The sequence below is a fragment of the Pseudomonas sp. GL_103 genome, assembly GCF_057835175.1.
On the sequence record NZ_CM174420.1, the window covers coordinates 4,194,089 to 4,213,634 of the forward strand.

Below are 19,546 nucleotides of genomic sequence, written 5' to 3' on the forward strand. Positions count from 1 at the left end.
GATTCGGCTCCTCTCAGGAGAATCACCGCGCCTTGCACTGCCAAAGCGCTGGCAGGCTTCAGGCGGGCGGGCCCCCCGATAACTAAGACTAAAGTTCCATAGCAAATCTTTGTCAATATTACGTCGTTAAAACAGACGACTGGTGGTAGCAATCCCAAGTGACTGTTTTTAAAAGACATATAGAAAGTTGTGTGCTGGTATAGAGCGAAATGTTATTTCGGACTGTTTAACTGCCACCTACGCTGCTGCATAAGGGAGCAACGCAGCGATTTCGGAAGACTCGCCATCCATAGAGCGACCAGCCTGCGTGTCCATAAGCTGTTTACAGGACTACATTTACTGTTAGCTGTTGCGCCCCAAGGGCAATCGGCTTTTCGCAGTGGGAGGACCAACATGCCCAAGCAGTCGAGCATCCGTTCCGAACTGGCCGACGCGCTCTTTCGCCTGCGCCGCAGTTTTTATTCGCTGGCAGCGTTCAGCGGCGTCATAAACGTCATGATGTTGACGCCAGCTATTTATATGCTGCAGGTCTACGATCGAGCCCTGGTCAGTCGCAACGTCACGACGCTGGCGATGTTGACGGTCCTGGTGGTGGGTCTGTTCCTGCTGATGTCCACGCTGGAGATGGTCCGCACCCGCGTGCTGATCCGGGTGGGCAACTGCCTCGACATGGACCTCAACCGACGCATTTTCACCGCTGCATTCGAGCGCAACCTGAATCGCGCTGGAGGTAACCCGGCCCAGGCCCTGCAAGACCTCGCCCAGGTTCGTCAGTTCGTCACCGGCAACTCCCTGTTCGCTTTCTTCGATGCACCGTGGACGCCGATCTACCTGCTGGTCGCCTATCTGATCCACCCGATACTCGGACTGATCACGCTGATCGGCTCGCTGATCCTGGTGGCCCTGGCCTGGCTCACTGAAAAGGCGACGCAGAAGCCGCTGGCCGAAGCCAATCAGGCCGCCCTCTCCTCCTCCCAGTACGCCAACAACAACCTGCGCAACGCCGAGGTCATCGAGGCCATGGGCATGCTGCCGTCAATCAGCAAGCGCTGGTTCCAAAGCCATTTGCGTATTCTGGAAATGCAGACCCTGGCCTCCGACCGCGCTGCCTTGATCAGCAGCACCGGGCGTTTCGTGCGGATCACGTTGCAGTCGCTGATCCTCGGCGCCGGTGCGCTGCTGGCAATTGAAGGCAAGATCACTCCGGGGATGATGATTGCCTGTTCGATCCTCACCGGCCGCGCACTGGGTCCGGTGGAACAGGTCATCGCGTCGTGGAAGCAATTGCTCGGCTGCCGCTCGGCCTGGGGCCGGCTCAACGAGATGCTGCAAGACTTTCCGCGCCGGCCACCGAGCATGTCGCTGCAGCGGCCAATGGGCATGCTGGCGGTGGAGAATGTGTATGCCGGTGCCCCCGGTACCAACAACACGATTCTGCGCGGGGTGAGCTTCAGCCTCGTCCCCGGCGAAAGCCTCGGCATTATCGGTCCGTCCGCCTCGGGTAAATCCACCCTCGCCCGCCTGCTGGTTGGCGTCTGGCCGGCGCAGGCCGGCAAGGTGCGCCTGGACGGCGCGGACATTTTCAACTGGAACAAGGGCGAACTTGGCCCCTGGCTCGGCTACCTGCCACAGGATGTGGAGCTGTTCGAGGGCACCATCGCCGACAACATTGCGCGCTTTGGCGAAGTGGACAGCGAAGCGGTCATCTGCGCCGCCAAGATCACTGGCGTGCACGAGATGATCCTGCGTTTTCCACAGGGTTATGACACCCGCCTGGGCACCGATGGCAGCCCGCTATCCGGCGGCCAGAAGCAGCGCATCGCCTTGGCCCGCGCGTTGTATGGCGAGCCCAATCTGATCGTGCTGGACGAGCCGAACGCCAACCTCGACGACGTCGGCGAAAAGGCCTTGGTCGATGCCCTGGCCGAGCTCAAGGGCCGTGGCGCCACCGTCATTCTGATTTCTCACCGTCCCAACGTACTCTGTGCCGTCGACAAGGTGCTGATGCTGCGCGACGGCGGCGTGCAGATGCTCGGCACGCGCGATGAAGTATTCGCAGCGCTGCGCAAGGCCAGTGTGATCCCTGCAGGCGCGTCGACTCCGCTGGCCTCCGTCAAAGCACGGGAGTGACCGATCATGCAAATGAGCCAACATACCGAGATGATTACAGCCGATTCCAGGAGCGTGGTAGATCTGGACGTCGGCAAACCCGCACGGTGGGGCGTATGGCTGGTGCTTGCCGGCTTCGGCGGCTTCCTCCTGTGGTCCTGGCTGGCGCCGCTGGATGCCGGCGTGGTAGCGACAGGCACGGTCAAGGTCACCAGCAATCGCAAAGCCGTGCAGCACCTGAGCGGCGGTACCGTGGACGCCATTCTCGTTCGCGAAGGCGATCTGGTGACAAAAGGCCAGGAGGTGGTCCGCCTCGACTCGTTGCGTGCCCTTGCCGAACAGGGTGCGGTCAGCGCCCAGTACATCGTCAGCAAGACGGTGGAAAACCGTCTGGAAGCGGAACGTGACAACCGCGACGTGGTGAAATTCGACCCTGAACTGCTCAAGCGCTTCAAGGATGACTACCGCCTGGAAGCCGCCATGGACCTGCAACAGCGCCTGCTCGACACCCGGCGCGCCGGTCTCGCTGGCGAAATCAGCATCCTGCAGGAGAACCTGGCGGCGTCGGCCGTGCAGCTCAAGGGCCTGCAGCAGGTCTATGGCGCCCGTGCCTCGCAGATCAGCTTCCTCAACCAGGAACTGCAAGGCACCCGCGTGCTGGCGGCCGAAGGCTATGTGCCACGCAACCGCCTGCTTGAGCTGGAACGCAGCAATGCCGACCTCTCCGCCGGCCAGGCCGAGAACCTCAACAACATCGCCCGCGTGCGTAGCCAGACCACCGAAATCAAGCTGCGCATCCTGCAACGCCAGCACGATTACCTGAAGGAAGTCGAGTCGCAACTGACGGAAACCGCCAAGGAAAACACCACCCTGGCCGACCGCTTGCGCGCGCTCGACTACGAAGTGACCCACACGGTGATTCGGTCGCCGATCGATGGCATGGTCCAGGCTTTGAGCATCGCCACCGTCGGCGGGATCATTCAGCCCGGGTTCAAGATCATGGAAATCGTTCCGCTCAACGAACCCTTGCAGGTCGACGCGATGATTCCTGTGCAGGCCATCGACAAGATGGTCCCCGGCCTGCCCGTGGACATTTCCTTCCCGGCCTTCAACCATGCCCAGACGCCAAACATCCCCGGTCGCGTGATGACCATCTCCGCCGACCGCCTGATGGACGAGGAAAGCAAGCAGCCGTTCTATCTGGCCCAGGTGGAGGTCACCCCCGATGGCATGAGCCTGCTTGGAACCAATCATATTCGCCCCGGCATGCCCGCCAGCGTCACCATCAAGACAGGCGAACGCAATATGTTGAGCTATCTTCTTAAACCAATGCTCGAACGTGTGGACAGCTCATTCAAGGAACAATGAAATGGACCGTCATTGCCTGCTCTTCTGCCTGATGGGGTTGGCCTTGCCGGCCGACGCAATGGACCTCAAGCAAGCTTGGGATCTGTTGCAGTTCCAGGGCCCTATCTACCAGGCCGCCATGCATGAGAAAGAGGCCGGCGGGGAAAACCGCGCCATCGGCACGGCCGGACTGCTACCGCAGATCAACGCCTCGGCCTACGACAACAAGGTCAATGGCACACAACGCCAGAGTGGCATCGAAAGGGATCTCGACTACGACTCCAAGGGCGCAAACGTGCGCCTGCGCCAACCGCTGTTCAACAAACAGAAAATGGCCGAATACCGCCAGGGTCAGCAGCGTGCCGACTACAGTAACGCGGTATTCGATGCCAAGAGCCAGGACGCCGCAGTGCGCCTGGCCGAAAGCTATTTCGATGTGCTCCTGGCCAGCGAAACCATCACCCTGGCCAAGTCCAAGCTCACCGCCTTCGACGAACAACTCGCCTCGGCGAAACGGCGCCTGGAACTGGGGGCCGGCACCGTTACCGACGTCGACGAATCGACCGCTCGCCGCGACCTCGCCGAAGCCGAATTGATCGAAGCGCAAGACAACCTGGTCAACGCGCGCCGCAAGCTCGAGGAATACATCGGTGAAACCCCCGAATCGCTGACCACCTTGCGTCCGAGTTTCGATACACCACCATTGGTACCAAGCAACCTGCAGGACTGGCTGGTCAAAGCCCAGGTCGATAGCCCGCTGCTCCATGCACGCCGGTACAGCCGCGACCTCGCTGAAGAAGAAGTGAACCGTGCCAGGGCTGGCCACTGGCCAACCCTGGATTTCGTTGCCGGCTACACCGCGGGTGAGAGCCAATCACTCTCCGAGCTGAATCAACGCAACCGCTACGGTTCGGTGGGACTGGAAGTCAATATCCCGTTATTCGCCGGTGGGGGCGTCAGCGCGCTGACACGCCAGGCCAGTGCCAACAGCGACAAGGCCACGGATGAACTGGACGCTGCACGACAGGAAGTCATCACTGGAACCACCCGCGAGTATCAAGGCATCCTGAGCGGCGCCAAACGCATTCGCGCGCTGGAGAAGGCCGTAGCGTCCAACGAACGCTCACTGGCATCGTCACGCAAGGGCTTCAAGGAAGGCGGCACCAGCACCAACTCGGATGTCCTCAATGCCGAAGAGCTGCTCTTCGTGGCGCGCCACGACCTGTTCGATGCCAAGTTGCGCTATTTGATGTCGCGCCTGCGCCTTGCCTCCTCGGTGGGCAGCCTGGGCGACGACGATATCGACCAGATCAACAACTACCTCGGCCCGGAACTGCTGGTCACCAACTGACGCTCACCTGCCGGCCGGTCGCGCAAAATGATGGCTGACCGGCGCCCCTCCTCCCATGATCCCCACCCAGCCATTCATTGCCGTGTCTGAGCGCAGAAAGGCAGCCGCCAGCGAAAAAACAGTCAACGCTGACAGTTGCCCGCTAAGCCCTTGATTCCTTTTATGCTCGATCCAGCTCCAAATCAAAAGCAACGCCCAGCTCCAGGCTGTAAACTGTTTCCCCATGCGCAAACTTTTGTACCTGACATTTTCCATGGCATTGCTCGCCGCCCTCACGACCTACGCGATGTGGGCCGCAGACCGGCCGGCGGGTCATTACCTTTCGGACCTGCGGATCAGCCTGGCTGTCGACCAGGGCACGCCTGCGGACCGTGGCAATCTGTTGGGCATCCAGCCCGAACTGTTTCCTACCGACTATCAAAGTCCCGAGCGTTTGCACCGCAAGCTCGCGGCCTATCTGCAAGCAGCCCGGGACCAGGGTTTGCTGAACGGCAAGACCGTCGTCGTGTTGCCGGAGCACGTCGGTACCTGGCTGATGGTCAGCGGCGAGAAGGATGAGCTGTATCAGGCCAGCACCCTCAAGGAGGCCATGAACTGGCTGGCGGTGAGCAATCCCCTGAAGTTCGCCAAGGCGTTGATCAGCGCCGAGGGCGGCAACCGTCTGGACGATGCCCACCTGCGCATGAAAGCCAAGGCAATGGCCAGGGACTACCAGGCCTTGTTCGGAGGGTTGGCCAGGGAATTCCACGTAACGCTGGTGGCGGGCTCCATCGTGCTGCCCGAACCGAGCATCATCGACGGCACATTGAAAATCGGCCGCGGCGCGCTGTACAACAGCAGCGTGGTGTTCAACAGCGAAGGCCTGCCGATCGGCCAGCCCCAGCGCCAGATGCACCCGTTCTTCGCCGATCAGAACGGGATCAAGGCCAACGGCGAGCGCTCGCTCAACGTCGTTGATACCCCCGCAGGAAGGTTGGGCGTATTGATTGGCCACGACAGCTGGTACCCGGAAAACTACCTCAAGCTCAACGACCAAAGCGTACAGCTGGTTGCGGTACCGGCCTTTGTTGCCGGCCGTGGCACCTGGGATCAACCTTGGCGCGGCTACAGGGGGGCCTCGGCGCCGACATCGGTCAACTTGAAGCCTGGAGAAGTCAGTGAAGGCCAGGCCTGGCAGCACCTGACCCTCACGACCCGGATGCCGACCAGTCAGGCTGTCGCTGGCATGAGCGTGTTCCTGCGGGGTCAGTTCTGGGACCAGGGCAGCGCCGGACGCAGTTTCCTCAGCAGCAACGGCCAGCACTTTGCCGATGGCAACGCCCATGGTGCGCGCTTGCTGAACCTCTGGTTGTAAGCCATGAATCCACAGCCGATGCGCCTCGGCGATCTGTCGGTGGGGTTTGTTCATAGCCTGGCCGATGCCGTGCGCAGTCATGGCGTCGATCCACAGCCACTGCTCGATCAATACGGTCTCGATGCCGCGCGCCTGAGCGAAGCGGGTGCCCGACTGTCGATACCGCGCTACATGCGCCTGGGCCACAGCGCCATTCAACTGACCGACAACCCGGCCCTTGGCTTGCGCATGGGTCAGCTCAGTCGCCTGAGCCAGATCGGCCTTGCCGGCGTCACTGCGGCTCAGGCGCCGACGGTACGAGAAGCCGCGCGCTGCCTGATTCGATTCGAAGCCTTGTACGGCTCCAATTATCGGGGTCAATCAAGCTTTCACGAAGACGCCCAGGGTGCCTGGCTGCGCTTCTATTCGATCAGCCCCTATAACGCCTACAACCGCTTTGTGGTGGATTCGATCATCGCTGGCTGGTTGCAGCATTTGTCCAGTGTCAGCCCTGCCCCACTGCGCGCCGAACGCATCGAGATCGAATTCGAGGAGCCCGGCTACCGCGCGGCCTATGACGTGTTGGGTGACTGTCCGATTCAGTTTGGCGGCGAACGCAATCAACTGCGCTTGAGCCTGGCAAGTCTCGCCCAGCGCAACCCCGAGCATTGCCCGAGTACCTGGCGGCATTTACTGCAACTGTGTGAGCGGGAACTGGAGCAACTGACACGCACCCGCAGCCTGCGTGAACGCATCATCGCGCTGCTGGGACCCTTGCTCAATGGTGGCCGGGAGCCCGACCTGCAAGAGGTGGCGGCACGCCTGAAGCTGCCCACCTGGACCTTGCGCCGCAAGCTCGCCGAAGAAGGCACGCAGTTTCGTGCGATTCTCAACGACACCCGTCGCGACCTGGCCATGACTTACATACGCGACACCGAACTGGCGTTCGGAGAGATCGCCTACCTGCTGGGCTTTGCCTCAGCCGAAGCCTTTCAACGCGCATTCAAACGCTGGAACGGGCAGACACCCGGCGAATTTCGCCGCAGTCATCGCCAATCCGCCTGATGCCTACAACTCGGTAGCGTCTTCCGCCGGCTCCAGTGGGTCCAGTTCGAAAGCCTGATACTCGAGCAGCTCTTCTTGATAATCGTCCATTTTTGAATCCCCCAACCGCCTGAATAAATAACCAATTCCCTGAGCATAAAGTGCCCGCGTGAAGGAAAAATGACGCGGACACGACACTCTGTCGCTACTGAATAAAACGTAGCAGCTGGTCAGGAATTTATCATTGGTTTTTTTCGCGCAAGGTCGCAGAACAGCGGACCTTGTTGATGAGGGTCAATCTTTGCGCCCGCTACGGGATCGTTACTCGTTGGCCGATCCCGTAACGCGATCGATCACTGGCCAGAGACAGGAATCGCCGGAATCGGCTCGCTCGGCGGCGGCATGTCCGTCGGGTTCGTCGGTGGCGTAATGGTTTCTGCCAATGGTGCCGGCTCTGTGTTCTGAACCGGGGTAATCGGTGCCGCTTCAGGCGGCGGAGCAACCGGTTCAGAGGCCGCTGGAGCCAGTTCCACTGGAGCAGGTGCCGGGGCGGCCGAGGTTGGCTCTGCGGCCGGTGCGGCGGTCGGGGTTGGCGCCAGAGGAGCCGGTGCAGCCTTGGCTTCAGGCATGCCCAGGTCGGTTTTCGGCTTTTCGGGGATGTGCGCAGCCTTTTTCGCTTCCGGCGGCAGGAACAGCTCGACCAGTGCGAAAAAACGCTCGTAGAACTTTGCAGACGATACGGTTTCGCTGGCGACCTTGACCATCGAGTCATCGGAGGAGCCGATCGGCATCGACACCGAGCCCAACACACCCACACCGAGACTGGCGGAGTTGTTGGTCTTCTTCAGCGCATAACGATCCTGCAGGGCATTGGCGAACACGGTCGCGCGGTGCCCTTCGCTGCCGTCATCGGTACACACCACATTGAAGCTGATCTCCATGTGATTCTCGCCGGTCTGCTGGAAGCTCTTGTGACCGCTGACCAGCTTCGGATCGTTGCTGGTGATGATGTAACCCTGGCTGAGCAAGGCGCGACGGGCGGCTTCGCAGCTCTGGGTATCGGTGACCGGGTAGTTTCGGGAAAAGGTACCGGAGTCGTCGAAATTCTCATGCTCATAGATGGCGGTCTTGTTCGATGAACAACCGGCCGCAGTGGCAAGCACGGCTGCCAGCCCGACAACCCGCATGGGAAGTGATTTAAACATTGAACATCCTGAGGAAAACGGTTCGGGGCGTATTGTGCAACAGATCGATGCTTAGCGGAGCATCGATCGTGTCTTAAAACGGTTACAGGCTGATTGACCCCGGTTTTGCGCAAAAGTCACCGCGGTAAATGACGTACGGCAAAACAAAAAGACCCCGGCCTTGCGGCCGGGGTCTCATGTGCAGCGCTAAACCTGTTCAGGCATCAGTAACGCTTGATCTCCGCCTGGCTTTCCAGCTGCTTGCGGTAGGCCGCAAAGTCTTGCTGGCCGATGCGGGAAGCGAGGTAGCGACGATACTGTGCTTTCTCTTCTTCGGTCGGCGCCGCGGCTTCGTTCACGCCATTGAGGCGCACGATCATCAGGCTGCCATCAGTCAGCGTCACGCTGGTGAAGGTCGGCTTGTCCTTGGCCGCAGGCTTCGCCATGCGGAACAGCGCTTGCAGCACCGCAGGGTCGACCCCTTCCTGAGCACGGGTCGCCGCTTCGGTGACTTTCCAGGCCTGGCCGTCGATCGCCTGATCCAGCGGGGTCTTGCCGTCGCGCAGGCTAGCAATCAGGGCCTCAGCCTTGGTCTTGGCATCGGCACTGGCGTGCTCCTTGGCCAATTGCACACGGATCGCGGCAGAGACACTTTCCAGCGGCAATTGCGAAGGCTTCAGGTGCTCCTTGGCACGCAACACGACCACGGTTTCCGGATCGAGCTCGATGGCGGTGCTGTTCGCGCCCTCATCCAGGACTTCCGGGCTGAACGCTGCAGTGATCACGGCACGGTTGGCCGCAACTCCCTCGCCGCCTTCACGACCGAACGGCTTGGACGTGTGGACAGTCAGTTTCAGGTCCTGTGCTGGCTGAGCCAGATCGGAGGCTTCGAACGAGGCGTCTTCCAGTTGCTTGGTCGCCTCGACAAAACGCTGTTCGACCTGCTGGGTCTTCAATTCGCGGGTCAGCTTGTCTTTCAGGCTGGCGAATGTCGGTACTTCAGGCGCTTCCACCCCCAGAAGCTTGATCAGATGGAACCCGAAATCGGTGCGAACCGGCGCGGAAACCTGGTCCTTGGCCAACGAATACAGGGCTTTCTCGAACGCCGGGTCGTAGACGCCAGGACCGGCATAACCCAGGTCACCGCCGTTGTTCGCCGAACCCGGATCCTGGGAGAATTCCTTGGCCAGCGCCTCGAACTTCTCGCCCTTGGCCAGACGGGCCTGGATCTCTTCGATCTTCGCCTTGGCTTGCGCCTCGGTGGTCTTGTCGTTCACTTCAATCAGAATGTGCGCCGCCTGGCGTTGCTCGGACAGGTTCGCGATTTCTTTCTGATAGGCCGCCTGCAAGTCTTCGTCATTGACGCTGACCTGATCGAAGAAGGAAGCCTTCTTCAGTTCGAGGTAATCGATGACCACCTGATCCGGCGTCATGAACTCCTTGGCGTGCTCGTCGTAGTAGGCCTTGACCTCATCGTCGGTCAACTTCACTGCTGCCGGGTCGACCTTGATGTTCAGGGAGGCGAAATCGCGGGTCTGTTTTTCCAGACGGGCAAACGCCAGCACCTGTGCATCGGTCACGAAACCGCTACCGGCCAGACCGGCACGCAGCTGACCAATCAGCATTTCCTGAGCCATCAGCTGGCGGAATTGCATGCGGCTGTAGCCGAGTTGACGAATGACCTGATCGAAACGCTCGGAGCTGAACTTGCCATCCACCTGAAAATCAGGCGTTTGCAGAAGGACCTGATCCACAGCCGCTTCGGAAAAAGCGAATTTCGAGTTTTCTGCGCCTTGCAGCAACAGCTTGCGATCGATCAGGCCTTTGAGAGCCGATTCGCGCAGCATTTTTTCATCCAGCAAGGAAGCATCGAAATCCTTACCCAACTGTTGCATGAGCTGGCGGCGTTGCATATCGACCGCCTGGCTCAGCTCGTTCTGGCTGATTTCTTCGCCATTGACCTTCGCCACTTCATTCTTGTTCGTCGTGGCCTGAAAAATGGCGTCGAAACCGGTCAAAGCCATCAGTGCAACGATGACCCCGATAATAGTCTTGGCAATCCAGCCTTGTGAATTGTCCCTGATATTCTGCAGCATGCGTCCCCCAGAAACGGTTGAACTTCAAAAATTAGGCAACCGTGGAGCGTGGGTAGAATCCGGATAGAAGAAAGGCGCATCCGAGGATGCGCCTTCTCGTAACTGGCGGAGCGGATCGAGGGGCTCGAACTGGCGACCCTCGGTGTCTTGAACCGGCGACCTGCAGTCAGGACTGCCGCTCCGCTGCCAAGTCAGGCATGACCCCGACCCGGATGGGTAAAAACCTGAATCGAACTTAGTTGACAGCTTCTTTCAGTGCTTTACCGGCTTTGAAACCTGGTTTTTTGGCTGCTGCGATTTCCAGCGTCTTACCGGTCTGTGGGTTACGACCAATGCGAGCTGGGCGATCAGTTACGGAGAAGGTACCGAAACCAACCAGAACAACAGAGTCGCCAGCCTTGAGAGCGCCAGTGACGGATTCGATTACAGCGTCCAGCGCACGGCCAGCAGCAGCTTTCGGGATATCAGCGGATGCAGCGATAGCATCAATCAGTTCCGACTTGTTCACTCTAAGTCCCCTTATATCTATTTGAGTATGATTCTAAGTTTTTTTGGTGAAAGCAAAAACGAGTGCTGAATGGCCTACAGACACTTAAGAGCCGCTTTATAACAAGGGCTCTAAAAAGCTGTCAAGAAAGCCCCCCAGGCAAATACGTACTAATGCGTGCTAATTCTTTCCTTAGAATCTGCGTCGCGTTTCTCATCCTTCGCGACTATCTCCGGAGCCACATCCGGCAAGGGCTCCGGCGCGTATTGCAGCGCAATTTGCAGGACCTCGTCAATCCATTTAACCGGTTTAATCTGTAGATCCTGCTTGATATTGTCCGGAATCTCTTTGAGATCGCGCACATTCTCTTCAGGAATGATCACGGTCTTGATTCCGCCACGGTGAGCAGCGAGCAGTTTTTCCTTCAAACCACCAATCGCCAGCACCTGACCACGCAAGGTAATTTCACCGGTCATGGCCACATCCGCGCGCACCGGAATGCCGGTCAATGCCGACACCAGCGCCGTGCACATGCCTACACCGGCGCTAGGACCGTCTTTCGGCGTTGCCCCTTCCGGCATGTGGATGTGAGTGTCACGCTTCTCGTGGAAGTCCAGGGGAATCCCCAGGCTCTTCGCGCGGCTGCGCACAACGGTCAGGGCCGCGGTGATCGATTCGACCATCACGTCACCCAGGGAACCGGTCTTGATCAACTGGCCTTTACCCGGCACGACAGCGGCTTCGATGGTCAGCAATTCGCCGCCCACTTGAGTCCACGCCAGCCCGGTCACCTGTCCGATCTGATCCTGCTGCTCGGCCAGGCCATAGCGGAATTTACGCACGCCCAGGAAGTGTTCCAGCATGTCTGCGGTGACCTTCACCGAGAAGCGTTTTTCCAGCGCATGCTCCTTGACCGCCTTGCGGCAGACCTTGGCAATCTGGCGCTCCAGCCCACGCACACCGGCTTCACGGGTGTAGTAGCGGATGATGTCGCGGATCGCGTCTGCGTCAAACTCCAGCTCGCCTTTTTTCAGGCCGTTGGCCGTAATCTGCTTTGGCGAAAGGTATTTGACGGCGATGTTGATCTTCTCGTCTTCGGTGTAGCCCGGCAGACGGATCACTTCCATCCGGTCCAGCAACGCCGGCGGGATGTTCATCGAGTTAGAGGTGCACAGGAACATCACATCGGACAGGTCGTAGTCGACTTCCAGATAGTGATCGTTGAAGTTGTGGTTCTGCTCGGGATCGAGCACTTCCAGCAACGCCGATGCCGGGTCGCCACGCATGTCGCTGCCCATCTTGTCGATTTCATCGAGCAGGAACAGCGGGTTGCGGACACCCACTTTTGTCATCTTTTGAATCAATCTTCCTGGCATCGAACCGATGTAGGTACGGCGATGACCACGAATTTCCGCCTCGTCACGCACACCACCGAGGGCCATGCGCACGAATTTGCGGTTGGTGGCGTGAGCAATCGACTCCGCCAGGGACGTTTTACCCACCCCGGGAGGACCGACCAGGCACAACACCGGACCACGGATTTTTTTCACGCGTTTTTGCACGGCGAGGTATTCGAGGATGCGTTCCTTGACCTCCTCCAGACCATAGTGGTCGGCATCCAGAATGTCTTCTGCACGCGCCAGGTCCAGGCGCACCTTGCTCTGGGCCTTCCACGGCACTTGAACCAGCCAGTCGATGTACGAACGCACCACGGTCGCTTCCGCGGACATCGGCGACATCTGCTTGAGCTTGTTCAGCTCGGCCGTCGCCTTGGCCAGCGCGTCTTTCGGCAGGCCGGCGGCATCGATACGCTTTTTCAGCTCTTCGACTTCGTTGTGACCTTCGTCGCTGTCGCCGAGCTCTTTCTGAATGGCCTTCATCTGCTCATTCAGGTAGTACTCGCGCTGACTGCGCTCCATTTGTTTCTTGACGCGGCCGCGAATGCGCTTTTCGACTTGCAGCAGATCGATCTCGGCATCCAGCAACGCCAGAACGTGCTCGACCCGGGCCGACAAATCGATGATTTCGAGGATTTCCTGCTTCTGCTCGATCTTCAGGGCCATGTGCGCGGCCATGGTGTCCACCAGGCGGCCTGGCTCATCGATGCTGTTGAGCGACGACAGGACTTCAGCCGGGACTTTCTTGCCCAACTGCACATATTGCTCGAACTGAGACAGCAGGCTGCGAACGAATACTTCCGACTCGCGCTCTGGTGCTTCAACTTCGTCGATCAGGGAGACTTCGGCACGGCAGTGGCCATCCACTTCGCTGAAGCGCTCAACGGCGCCCCGCTGCTCACCTTCGACCAGAACCTTGACCGTTCCGTCAGGCAGCTTCAGCAGCTGCAGAACAGTGGCAATCGTACCAACGCGGTACAGGGCATCTTCACCGGGATCGTCGTCAGCCGGGTTTCTCTGGGCCAGCAGAAGAATCTGCTTGTCACCCGTCATCGCAGCCTCGAGGGCTTCGATGGATTTCTCGCGCCCCACGAACAGCGGGATAACCATGTGCGGATAAACCACGACATCACGCAATGGCAGGAGAGGCAATTCGATGGTTGTCTTCATGATTTCGCCTCTACGGCGGCCGTAAGGCCGTAAACAGATGGAAGTAAGCTTGAAACCAAGATGGGGGCTGCCTTGGAAAAAAACAAGCGGATAAAAGAACCACTTGAAAGATTGCAGCTTACGAAAGCTGCCGGGATCGGCCGGATACGTCTTCGAGGACCGCCATCTCTGGCAAGCCAACGCCTGCAGGCCAGGTCCCGAAATAGCAAAGGGGCCCGAAGGCCCCTTCTTTATTCAAGCTGCGTGACGCTTAAGCGTCTGGCGCGGCCTTGGCGGTCGGCTCACTGTTCTCGTAGATATACAGTGGCTTGGACTTGCCTTCTATCACGCTTTCATCGATCACTACTTTGCTCACCTCGGATTGCGAGGGGATTTCATACATAGTGTCGAGCAATACACCTTCGAGAATCGAACGCAGGCCACGGGCACCGGTTTTACGCTCCAGGGCACGCTTGGCGACCGATTTCAGAGCGTCGGTCCGGAATTCCAGATCCACGCCTTCCATCTCGAACAGCTTGGCATACTGCTTGGTCAGGGCATTTTTCGGCTCGGTGAGGATCTGCATCAACGCAGCCTCGTCAAGCTCGTCCAGCGTGGCAAGTACCGGCAGACGACCGACGAATTCCGGGATCAGACCGAACTTGACCAGATCGTCAGGCTCGACTTCACGCAGGGACTCACCGACTTTCTTGCCTTCTTCCTTGCTGCGCACTTCTGCGTTGAAACCGATGCCACCCTTGGTGGAACGGTTTTGAATGACCTTCTCAAGACCAGAGAACGCGCCACCGCAGATGAACAGGATGTTACGGGTGTCGACCTGCAGGAATTCCTGCTGCGGATGCTTGCGACCACCTTGTGGTGGAACGGAAGCGACCGTGCCTTCGATCAACTTGAGCAGGGCCTGCTGCACGCCTTCACCGGAAACGTCCCGGGTGATCGACGGGTTGTCAGACTTGCGCGAAATCTTGTCGATTTCATCGATGTAGACAATGCCCATCTGGGCTTTTTCCACATCGTAATCGCACTTCTGCAACAGCTTCTGAATGATGTTCTCGACATCTTCACCCACGTAACCCGCCTCGGTGAGGGTGGTTGCGTCGGCGATGGTGAACGGAACGTTCAGCAAGCGGGCCAGTGTTTCGGCAAGCAGGGTCTTACCCGAGCCTGTCGGGCCGATCAGCAGGATGTTGCTCTTGCCGAGTTCGACGTCGTCATTCTTTTTGTCACGCTGGTTCAGGCGTTTGTAGTGGTTGTACACCGCTACGGCCAGAACCTTTTTCGCACGCTCCTGACCAATCACATACTGATCAAGGATGCCGCTGATTTCTTTAGGCGAAGGCAATTTATGCGCGCTGCTTTCGGCCTGTGCTTCCTGCACCTCCTCGCGGATGATGTCGTTGCACAGGTCGACGCACTCGTCGCAGATAAAGACCGAGGGGCCGGCAATCAATTTGCGTACTTCATGCTGGCTTTTGCCACAGAAGGAGCAATAGAGCAGCTTGCCGTTGTCCTCGCCGTTGCGGGTGTCAGTCATTCGTTCGATCCAAATCCGATAGGCTTGCAACACAAGATGAAGGCTATTGCGGGCTTTTTCAAGCCCGCTGGTGATCGGACCCGCCGACCAACCCTATTTTGAGCTGCTTATTTTAAGCAGGGCGCTGGCTGATCACTTCGTCGATCAACCCGTACTCACGCGCGGCTTCTGCACTCATGAAATTGTCGCGGTTGGTATCGCGCTCGATTTCTTCAAGAGTACGCCCGCTATGCAGGGCCATCAGCGTGTTGAGACGCTCGCGAATGAAGAGGATTTCCTTGGCATGGATTTCGATATCCGACGCCTGGCCCTGGAAACCGCCCAGTGGCTGGTGAATCATCACACGCGAGTTCGGCAGGCAGTAACGCTTGCCTTGTGCACCGGCCGTCAGCAGGAACGCGCCCATGCTGCACGCCTGACCGATACAGGTGGTCGATACGTTGGGTTTGATGAACTGCATGGTGTCGTAGATCGACATGCCCGCCGTCACCGAACCGCCCGGGGAGTTGATATAGAGATGGATGTCCTTGTCCGGGTTTTCCGCTTCAAGGAACAGCAATTGCGCACAGATCAGGTTGGCCATGTAGTCCTCTACCGGACCAACCAGAAAGATCACCCGCTCCTTGAGGAGACGCGAGTAGATGTCGTAGGCGCGCTCGCCACGAGCGGACTGCTCGACAACCATCGGGACCAGGCCGCCTGCGGCCTGGATATCAGAGTTCTGCTGAATATACGAATTACGGAACATGCTCTGCAGTCACTCCCAAATAGTTATGTCTTGAATACGCATAAGCCAGCTCGAAGGCTGGCTTATGGTGTTTGCTTCTTACCGCAAAAACAATCAGTCGGCTTGTGGAGCTTCTACCGGCTTGACCGCTTCTTCGTAAGAGACCGATTTGTCGGTCACGCTAGCTTTCTGCAGAACAGTATCCACAACTTGCTCTTCCAGCACAACCGAGCGAACTTCGTTCAGTTGCTGGTCGTTCTTGTAGTACCAGGACACAACTTGCTCAGGCTCCTGGTAGGCCGAAGCCATTTCCTGAATCATCTCGCGAACGCGGGTTTCGTCAGGCTTGAGGTCGAATTGCTTGACCACTTCAGCCACGATCAGGCCCAGCACTACACGGCGCTTGGCTTGCTCTTCGAACAGCTCGGCCGGCAGCTGGTCAGGCTTGATGTTGCCGCCGAACTGCTGAACAGCCTGCACGCGCAGACGGTCAACTTCGTTGGACAGCAGGGCCTTTGGCACTTCGATCGGGTTGGTGGCCAGCAGACCGTCCATTACCTGATTCTTGACCTTGGATTTGATCGCCTGACGCAGCTCACGCTCCATGTTCTTGCGAACTTCGGCGCGGAAACCTTCCAGACCGGTTTCCTTGATGCCGAATTGAGCGAAGAACTCTTCGGTCAGTTCTGGCAGCTTTGGCTCGGAAACGGTGTTGACGGTCACGGTGAACTCGGCGGTTTTGCCAGCCAGGTCCAGGTTCTGATAGTCCTCTGGGAAAGTCAGGTTCAGAACGCGTTCTTCACCGGCTTTTGCGCCAACCAGACCATCTTCGAAACCAGGGATCATGCGACCGGAACCCAGAACCAGCTGAGTACCCTTGGCGGAACCGCCAGCGAACACTTCACCGTCGACCTTGCCGACGAAGTCAATGTTCAGCTGGTCTTCGTTCTGGGCAGCGCGATCGGCCACTTCGAAACGGGTGTTCTGCTTGCGCAGGATGTCCAGCATCTTGTCCAGATCGGCATCAGACACGTCAGCGCTCAGGCGCTCTACGGTGATACCTTCGAAACCGGCAACGGTGAACTCAGGGAACACTTCGAATACGGCTACGTATTCCAGGTCCTTGCCCGCTTCCAGGGATTTTGGCTCGATCGAAGGCTGACCAGCCGGGTTCAGCTTCTGCTCAACCACAGCTTCGTAAAAGGAAGACTGGATCACGTCACCTACAGCTTCCTGGCGAGCGTCAGCACCGAAACGGCGCTTGATTTCGCTCATTGGCACTTTGCCTGGACGGAAGCCAGCAATCTTGGCCTTTTGGGCGGTCTGCTGCAGACGCTTGTTGACCTGGCTCTCGATGCGCTCAGCCGGCACGGTGACGCTCATGCGGCGCTCAAGAGCAGTAGTATTTTCAACAGAAACTTGCATGGATATTCCTCGTTGCACAGACGTTAGCCGGCCGTTTCCGACCCCAGAATGTCGGGTAGAGATGGGCCATTACTGGCCCACCTCCCCCTAAGAACCGTACGTGCGAGTTTCCTCGCATACGGCTCGGGCCTAATCAAAACCCCCGGTAAGGGGAGCCGGTTTGTTCACTGTCAATCCGCGAGCGTGTAGCCGCTGGTGACAAAGGGGGTGCAATAGTACCCGGTTATTTAGGGAGTCTCCACCGCCTTTTGTGCGGTACAGAATGTGGTGATCATGCCACCCCGTCTCCTTCGTAATCGGTAACTTACACATTGGACACAATCCTTTCTGACTCTGGAAAAGGCTCAAGATTTGCTTACGGTACGCCAGCCTTTTGAGCATCTGTTCCATACGCCTTTTCTCGCCCATTTCCTCCATAGAAGGGTCGAAGGGGTTGTACTCCCCACTCACCTTCTTGTGTCGCTCGATCGGAGTGCTCGCTAGCGAGTACAGTTCGATCGTTCGCATCTCTCCCTTGTCATTCATCGTCGCGGTGGCAAACACCCCTTTGCGCCCCTTCATGGGTCTAAAGTATTTCGCTCCGATCCACTGGAGCGTTTTCTTAGGGTGTCGCCGTTTCGCCCAACGCCATAAAGCCAGAAAGATCATGTGATCCATGCGGCTATACGCTTTCTTGGCGACTACTGGCTGGTGATAAAACGCCCAACCACGCAGTATCGGATTCAGCTGTCGGATCAGATCCTCCTGCCTTACCGTCTTGCTGGTGCTGATGACCTCCCTTACCTTGCTATAGAACGCTTTCACGTTTTTCTTGCTTGGCTTGATCAGAAGCTTCCCATCGTACTTGCGGAAATTCCAACCTAGAAAGTCAAAGCCTTCCTTTATATGGACGACACGCGTCTTCTCGAGTGACAACTGCAGCCCCCGCACTGCTAGGAACTGCTCTACCCAAGGTCTGACTTCAGTTTCCAGCACCTCTCGCGAGGTTCCGGTTATCACAAAGTCATCCGCGTAACGCACCACATTGATTTTCAGCTTCTTGGCCTTGGTCACACCCAGATGTTGCTTAAGTTGTGACTCCAGCCCATCCAGCACCAAATTTGCCAAGGTGGGCGAGATAATCCCGCCCTGTGGCGTACCGGCATCCGTTGCCTGTAGCTGGCCTTTATGAATCACACCAGCTTTCAACCATTTCCGGAGAACCACTTTGTCCGTTGGGACGTTGGCAATTAGCCAGTCATGATTGATATGGTCAAAACAGCCTTTGATGTCCGCCTCCAAAACCCATTGGGCCGAAACCTTCTTGGATAGGCAAACGAACAGCCGTCCCATCGCATCCGCCGTAGAGCGTTCGATCCTGAAGCCGTAGCTATTTGGATCACCCGTGGTTTCTGCAATAGGCGCCAGAGCCAGCAGATATAGCGCCTGCATAGCCCTGTCCGTCATGGTTGGAATGCCCAGAGGACGCTCCTTTCCATTTGACTTCGGAATAAACACACGCCGTAAAGGCCGCGGCTTATATCCGTGGCGCTTCAACCCATTTGCCGCCTTCCATTTGGCATCGGGTGTATCCCAGAGCACGCGGTCGACTCCCGCCGTGCGCTTACCCTGGTTTTCAGTGACTCGCCGTACAGCCAAGTATCTGGCCGAGCGAGAGCGGGTCAGCATCCGTTGCAGGGCTTTCACCCTGCGCCAGTTGCCTTCCCGACAAGCCTTCGCAATCCGTATCTGCATCGCCCGGACATTCCGCTGGACACGCCACCAATCGATGTCATGCCAGTGCTGCGGAGCGCCGGAAGGCGCAGACACGGCCATTTGGCTATGTTCTAACATGCTGCCTTCCTCTCAAGTTTCCCCAAGCGAAAGACGCACGCATCCCCTGACGGGAATGGACGCTCCCGTCAGGGTTAGATTAATAAAAGATCCGTTACAGCTGGACCTCTAGTCTCATTGAGACAGGTTCAATCAGAGTTCATGCGACGAAAGACCACGCAGAAGTCTGCCCGGTTTCCCGTGGAGCAATGTTCCAGCCCCTATCCGGGCCATTACAGCCCGGCTTTCGCTTTCTCTGCGATCCCATACCCGCACAGCCAACGGATCACCTTGCGGTTCACCTGCCCGAAGGCAGCTATACGGGCTTACCACGTTCCCTGCCTGTCACACGACTGGGTTAGAGTCTGCCTATTCGCCGGCGACCTTATGTGACGACGTGTTCCGACCCTTGACCAGAACAACCGGTCGCATCACCTTTTTGGTTAATGCCTATCAGCAGATTAGGCACCGTAATGCTGACGACGTTTATTAGCAGTTCACTTGTGTTACCCATACCAGCCAGCCTAGCG

The 19,546-nt window shown here is 58.1% G+C and carries 13 protein-coding genes; 5 read left to right on the top strand and 8 right to left on the bottom strand.

What is annotated here, in order from left to right; all coding sequences use genetic code 11:
* The first annotated feature begins 393 nt into the window (after positions 1–393).
* From AC3IP0_RS18810 to AC3IP0_RS18830, 5 genes are all read left to right on the top strand, one after another.
* Entirely contained in the window at positions 394–2,130 is a 1,737-nt protein-coding gene (locus AC3IP0_RS18810) for a type I secretion system permease/ATPase (protein WP_489325617.1), read from the top strand.
* Between the two features lie 6 nt (positions 2,131–2,136).
* Complete coding sequence (locus tag AC3IP0_RS18815) at positions 2,137–3,477, top strand: HlyD family type I secretion periplasmic adaptor subunit (protein WP_489316541.1); 1,341 nt, start codon at positions 2,137–2,139, stop codon at positions 3,475–3,477.
* Between the two features lies 1 nt (position 3,478).
* Positions 3,479–4,807 carry a TolC family outer membrane protein gene (locus AC3IP0_RS18820; protein WP_489316542.1) on the top strand — a complete coding sequence of 443 codons (1,329 nt, stop codon included), beginning with the start codon at positions 3,479–3,481 and terminating at the stop codon, positions 4,805–4,807.
* A gap of 223 nt (positions 4,808–5,030) precedes the next feature.
* A complete protein-coding gene (locus tag AC3IP0_RS18825; RefSeq protein WP_489316543.1) occupies positions 5,031–6,161 on the top strand; it encodes a nitrilase-related carbon-nitrogen hydrolase in 1,131 nt (376 codons plus the stop codon).
* Positions 6,162–6,164: 3 nt separating this feature from the next.
* Positions 6,165–7,205 (top strand): AraC family transcriptional regulator, encoded by a 1,041-nt coding sequence (locus AC3IP0_RS18830; RefSeq protein WP_489316544.1) that lies wholly within the window; start codon positions 6,165–6,167, stop codon positions 7,203–7,205.
* Between the two features lie 332 nt (positions 7,206–7,537).
* Here the strand turns inward: AC3IP0_RS18830 and AC3IP0_RS18835 are convergent, their stop codons facing one another.
* The 8 genes from AC3IP0_RS18835 to ltrA all read right to left on the bottom strand — a co-directional run bounded on the left by AC3IP0_RS18835 (position 7,538) and on the right by ltrA (position 19,037).
* A complete protein-coding gene (locus AC3IP0_RS18835) occupies positions 7,538–8,389 on the bottom strand; it encodes a DUF2242 domain-containing protein (RefSeq protein ID WP_489316545.1) in 852 nt (283 codons plus the stop codon).
* Positions 8,390–8,592: 203 nt separating this feature from the next.
* The gene (locus tag AC3IP0_RS18840) at positions 8,593–10,464 is read right to left on the bottom strand and encodes a SurA N-terminal domain-containing protein (RefSeq protein WP_489316546.1); all 1,872 of its coding nucleotides are present in this window, start codon (positions 10,462–10,464) and stop codon (positions 8,593–8,595) included.
* A 235-nt stretch (positions 10,465–10,699) separates the two neighbouring features.
* The gene (locus AC3IP0_RS18845; RefSeq protein WP_002552737.1) at positions 10,700–10,972 is read right to left on the bottom strand and encodes an HU family DNA-binding protein; all 273 of its coding nucleotides are present in this window, start codon (positions 10,970–10,972) and stop codon (positions 10,700–10,702) included.
* A gap of 149 nt (positions 10,973–11,121) precedes the next feature.
* On the bottom strand, positions 11,122–13,518 hold the full coding sequence (gene lon, locus AC3IP0_RS18850; protein ID WP_489316547.1) for an endopeptidase La: 2,397 nt from the start codon (positions 13,516–13,518) through the stop codon (positions 11,122–11,124).
* 250 nt (positions 13,519–13,768) lie between these two features.
* Complete coding sequence (gene clpX / locus AC3IP0_RS18855; RefSeq protein ID WP_008048848.1) at positions 13,769–15,052, bottom strand: ATP-dependent Clp protease ATP-binding subunit ClpX; 1,284 nt, start codon at positions 15,050–15,052, stop codon at positions 13,769–13,771.
* Between the two features lie 112 nt (positions 15,053–15,164).
* Positions 15,165–15,800, bottom strand: a complete 636-nt coding sequence (gene clpP / locus AC3IP0_RS18860) for an ATP-dependent Clp endopeptidase proteolytic subunit ClpP (RefSeq protein ID WP_223532307.1) — start codon at positions 15,798–15,800, stop codon at positions 15,165–15,167.
* 93 nt (positions 15,801–15,893) lie between these two features.
* Positions 15,894–17,204, bottom strand: coding sequence for a trigger factor (tig, locus tag AC3IP0_RS18865; RefSeq protein WP_057714092.1), 1,311 nt, complete (start codon positions 17,202–17,204; stop codon positions 15,894–15,896).
* Between the two features lie 129 nt (positions 17,205–17,333).
* A complete protein-coding gene (gene ltrA / locus AC3IP0_RS18870; protein ID WP_489325618.1) occupies positions 17,334–19,037 on the bottom strand; it encodes a group II intron reverse transcriptase/maturase in 1,704 nt (567 codons plus the stop codon).
* Positions 19,038–19,546 lie beyond the last annotated feature (509 nt).

Bases quoted from the DNA above. Each gene is read 5' to 3' on its own strand.
- AC3IP0_RS18810 (WP_489325617.1), top strand. From the start codon at position 394: ATGCCCAAGCAGTCGAGCATCCGTTCCGAACTGGCCGACGCGCTCTTT.
- AC3IP0_RS18815 (WP_489316541.1), top strand. From the start codon at position 2,137: ATGCAAATGAGCCAACATACCGAGATGATTACAGCCGATTCCAGGAGC.
- AC3IP0_RS18820 (WP_489316542.1), top strand. From the start codon at position 3,479: ATGGACCGTCATTGCCTGCTCTTCTGCCTGATGGGGTTGGCCTTGCCG.
- AC3IP0_RS18825 (WP_489316543.1), top strand. From the start codon at position 5,031: ATGCGCAAACTTTTGTACCTGACATTTTCCATGGCATTGCTCGCCGCC.
- AC3IP0_RS18830 (WP_489316544.1), top strand. From the start codon at position 6,165: ATGAATCCACAGCCGATGCGCCTCGGCGATCTGTCGGTGGGGTTTGTT.
- AC3IP0_RS18835 (WP_489316545.1), bottom strand. From the start codon at position 8,389: ATGTTTAAATCACTTCCCATGCGGGTTGTCGGGCTGGCAGCCGTGCTT.
- AC3IP0_RS18840 (WP_489316546.1), bottom strand. From the start codon at position 10,464: ATGCTGCAGAATATCAGGGACAATTCACAAGGCTGGATTGCCAAGACT.
- lon (WP_489316547.1), bottom strand. From the start codon at position 13,518: ATGAAGACAACCATCGAATTGCCTCTCCTGCCATTGCGTGATGTCGTG.
- clpX (WP_008048848.1), bottom strand. From the start codon at position 15,052: ATGACTGACACCCGCAACGGCGAGGACAACGGCAAGCTGCTCTATTGC.
- clpP (WP_223532307.1), bottom strand. From the start codon at position 15,800: ATGTTCCGTAATTCGTATATTCAGCAGAACTCTGATATCCAGGCCGCA.
- tig (WP_057714092.1), bottom strand. From the start codon at position 17,204: ATGCAAGTTTCTGTTGAAAATACTACTGCTCTTGAGCGCCGCATGAGC.
- ltrA (WP_489325618.1), bottom strand. From the start codon at position 19,037: ATGTTAGAACATAGCCAAATGGCCGTGTCTGCGCCTTCCGGCGCTCCG.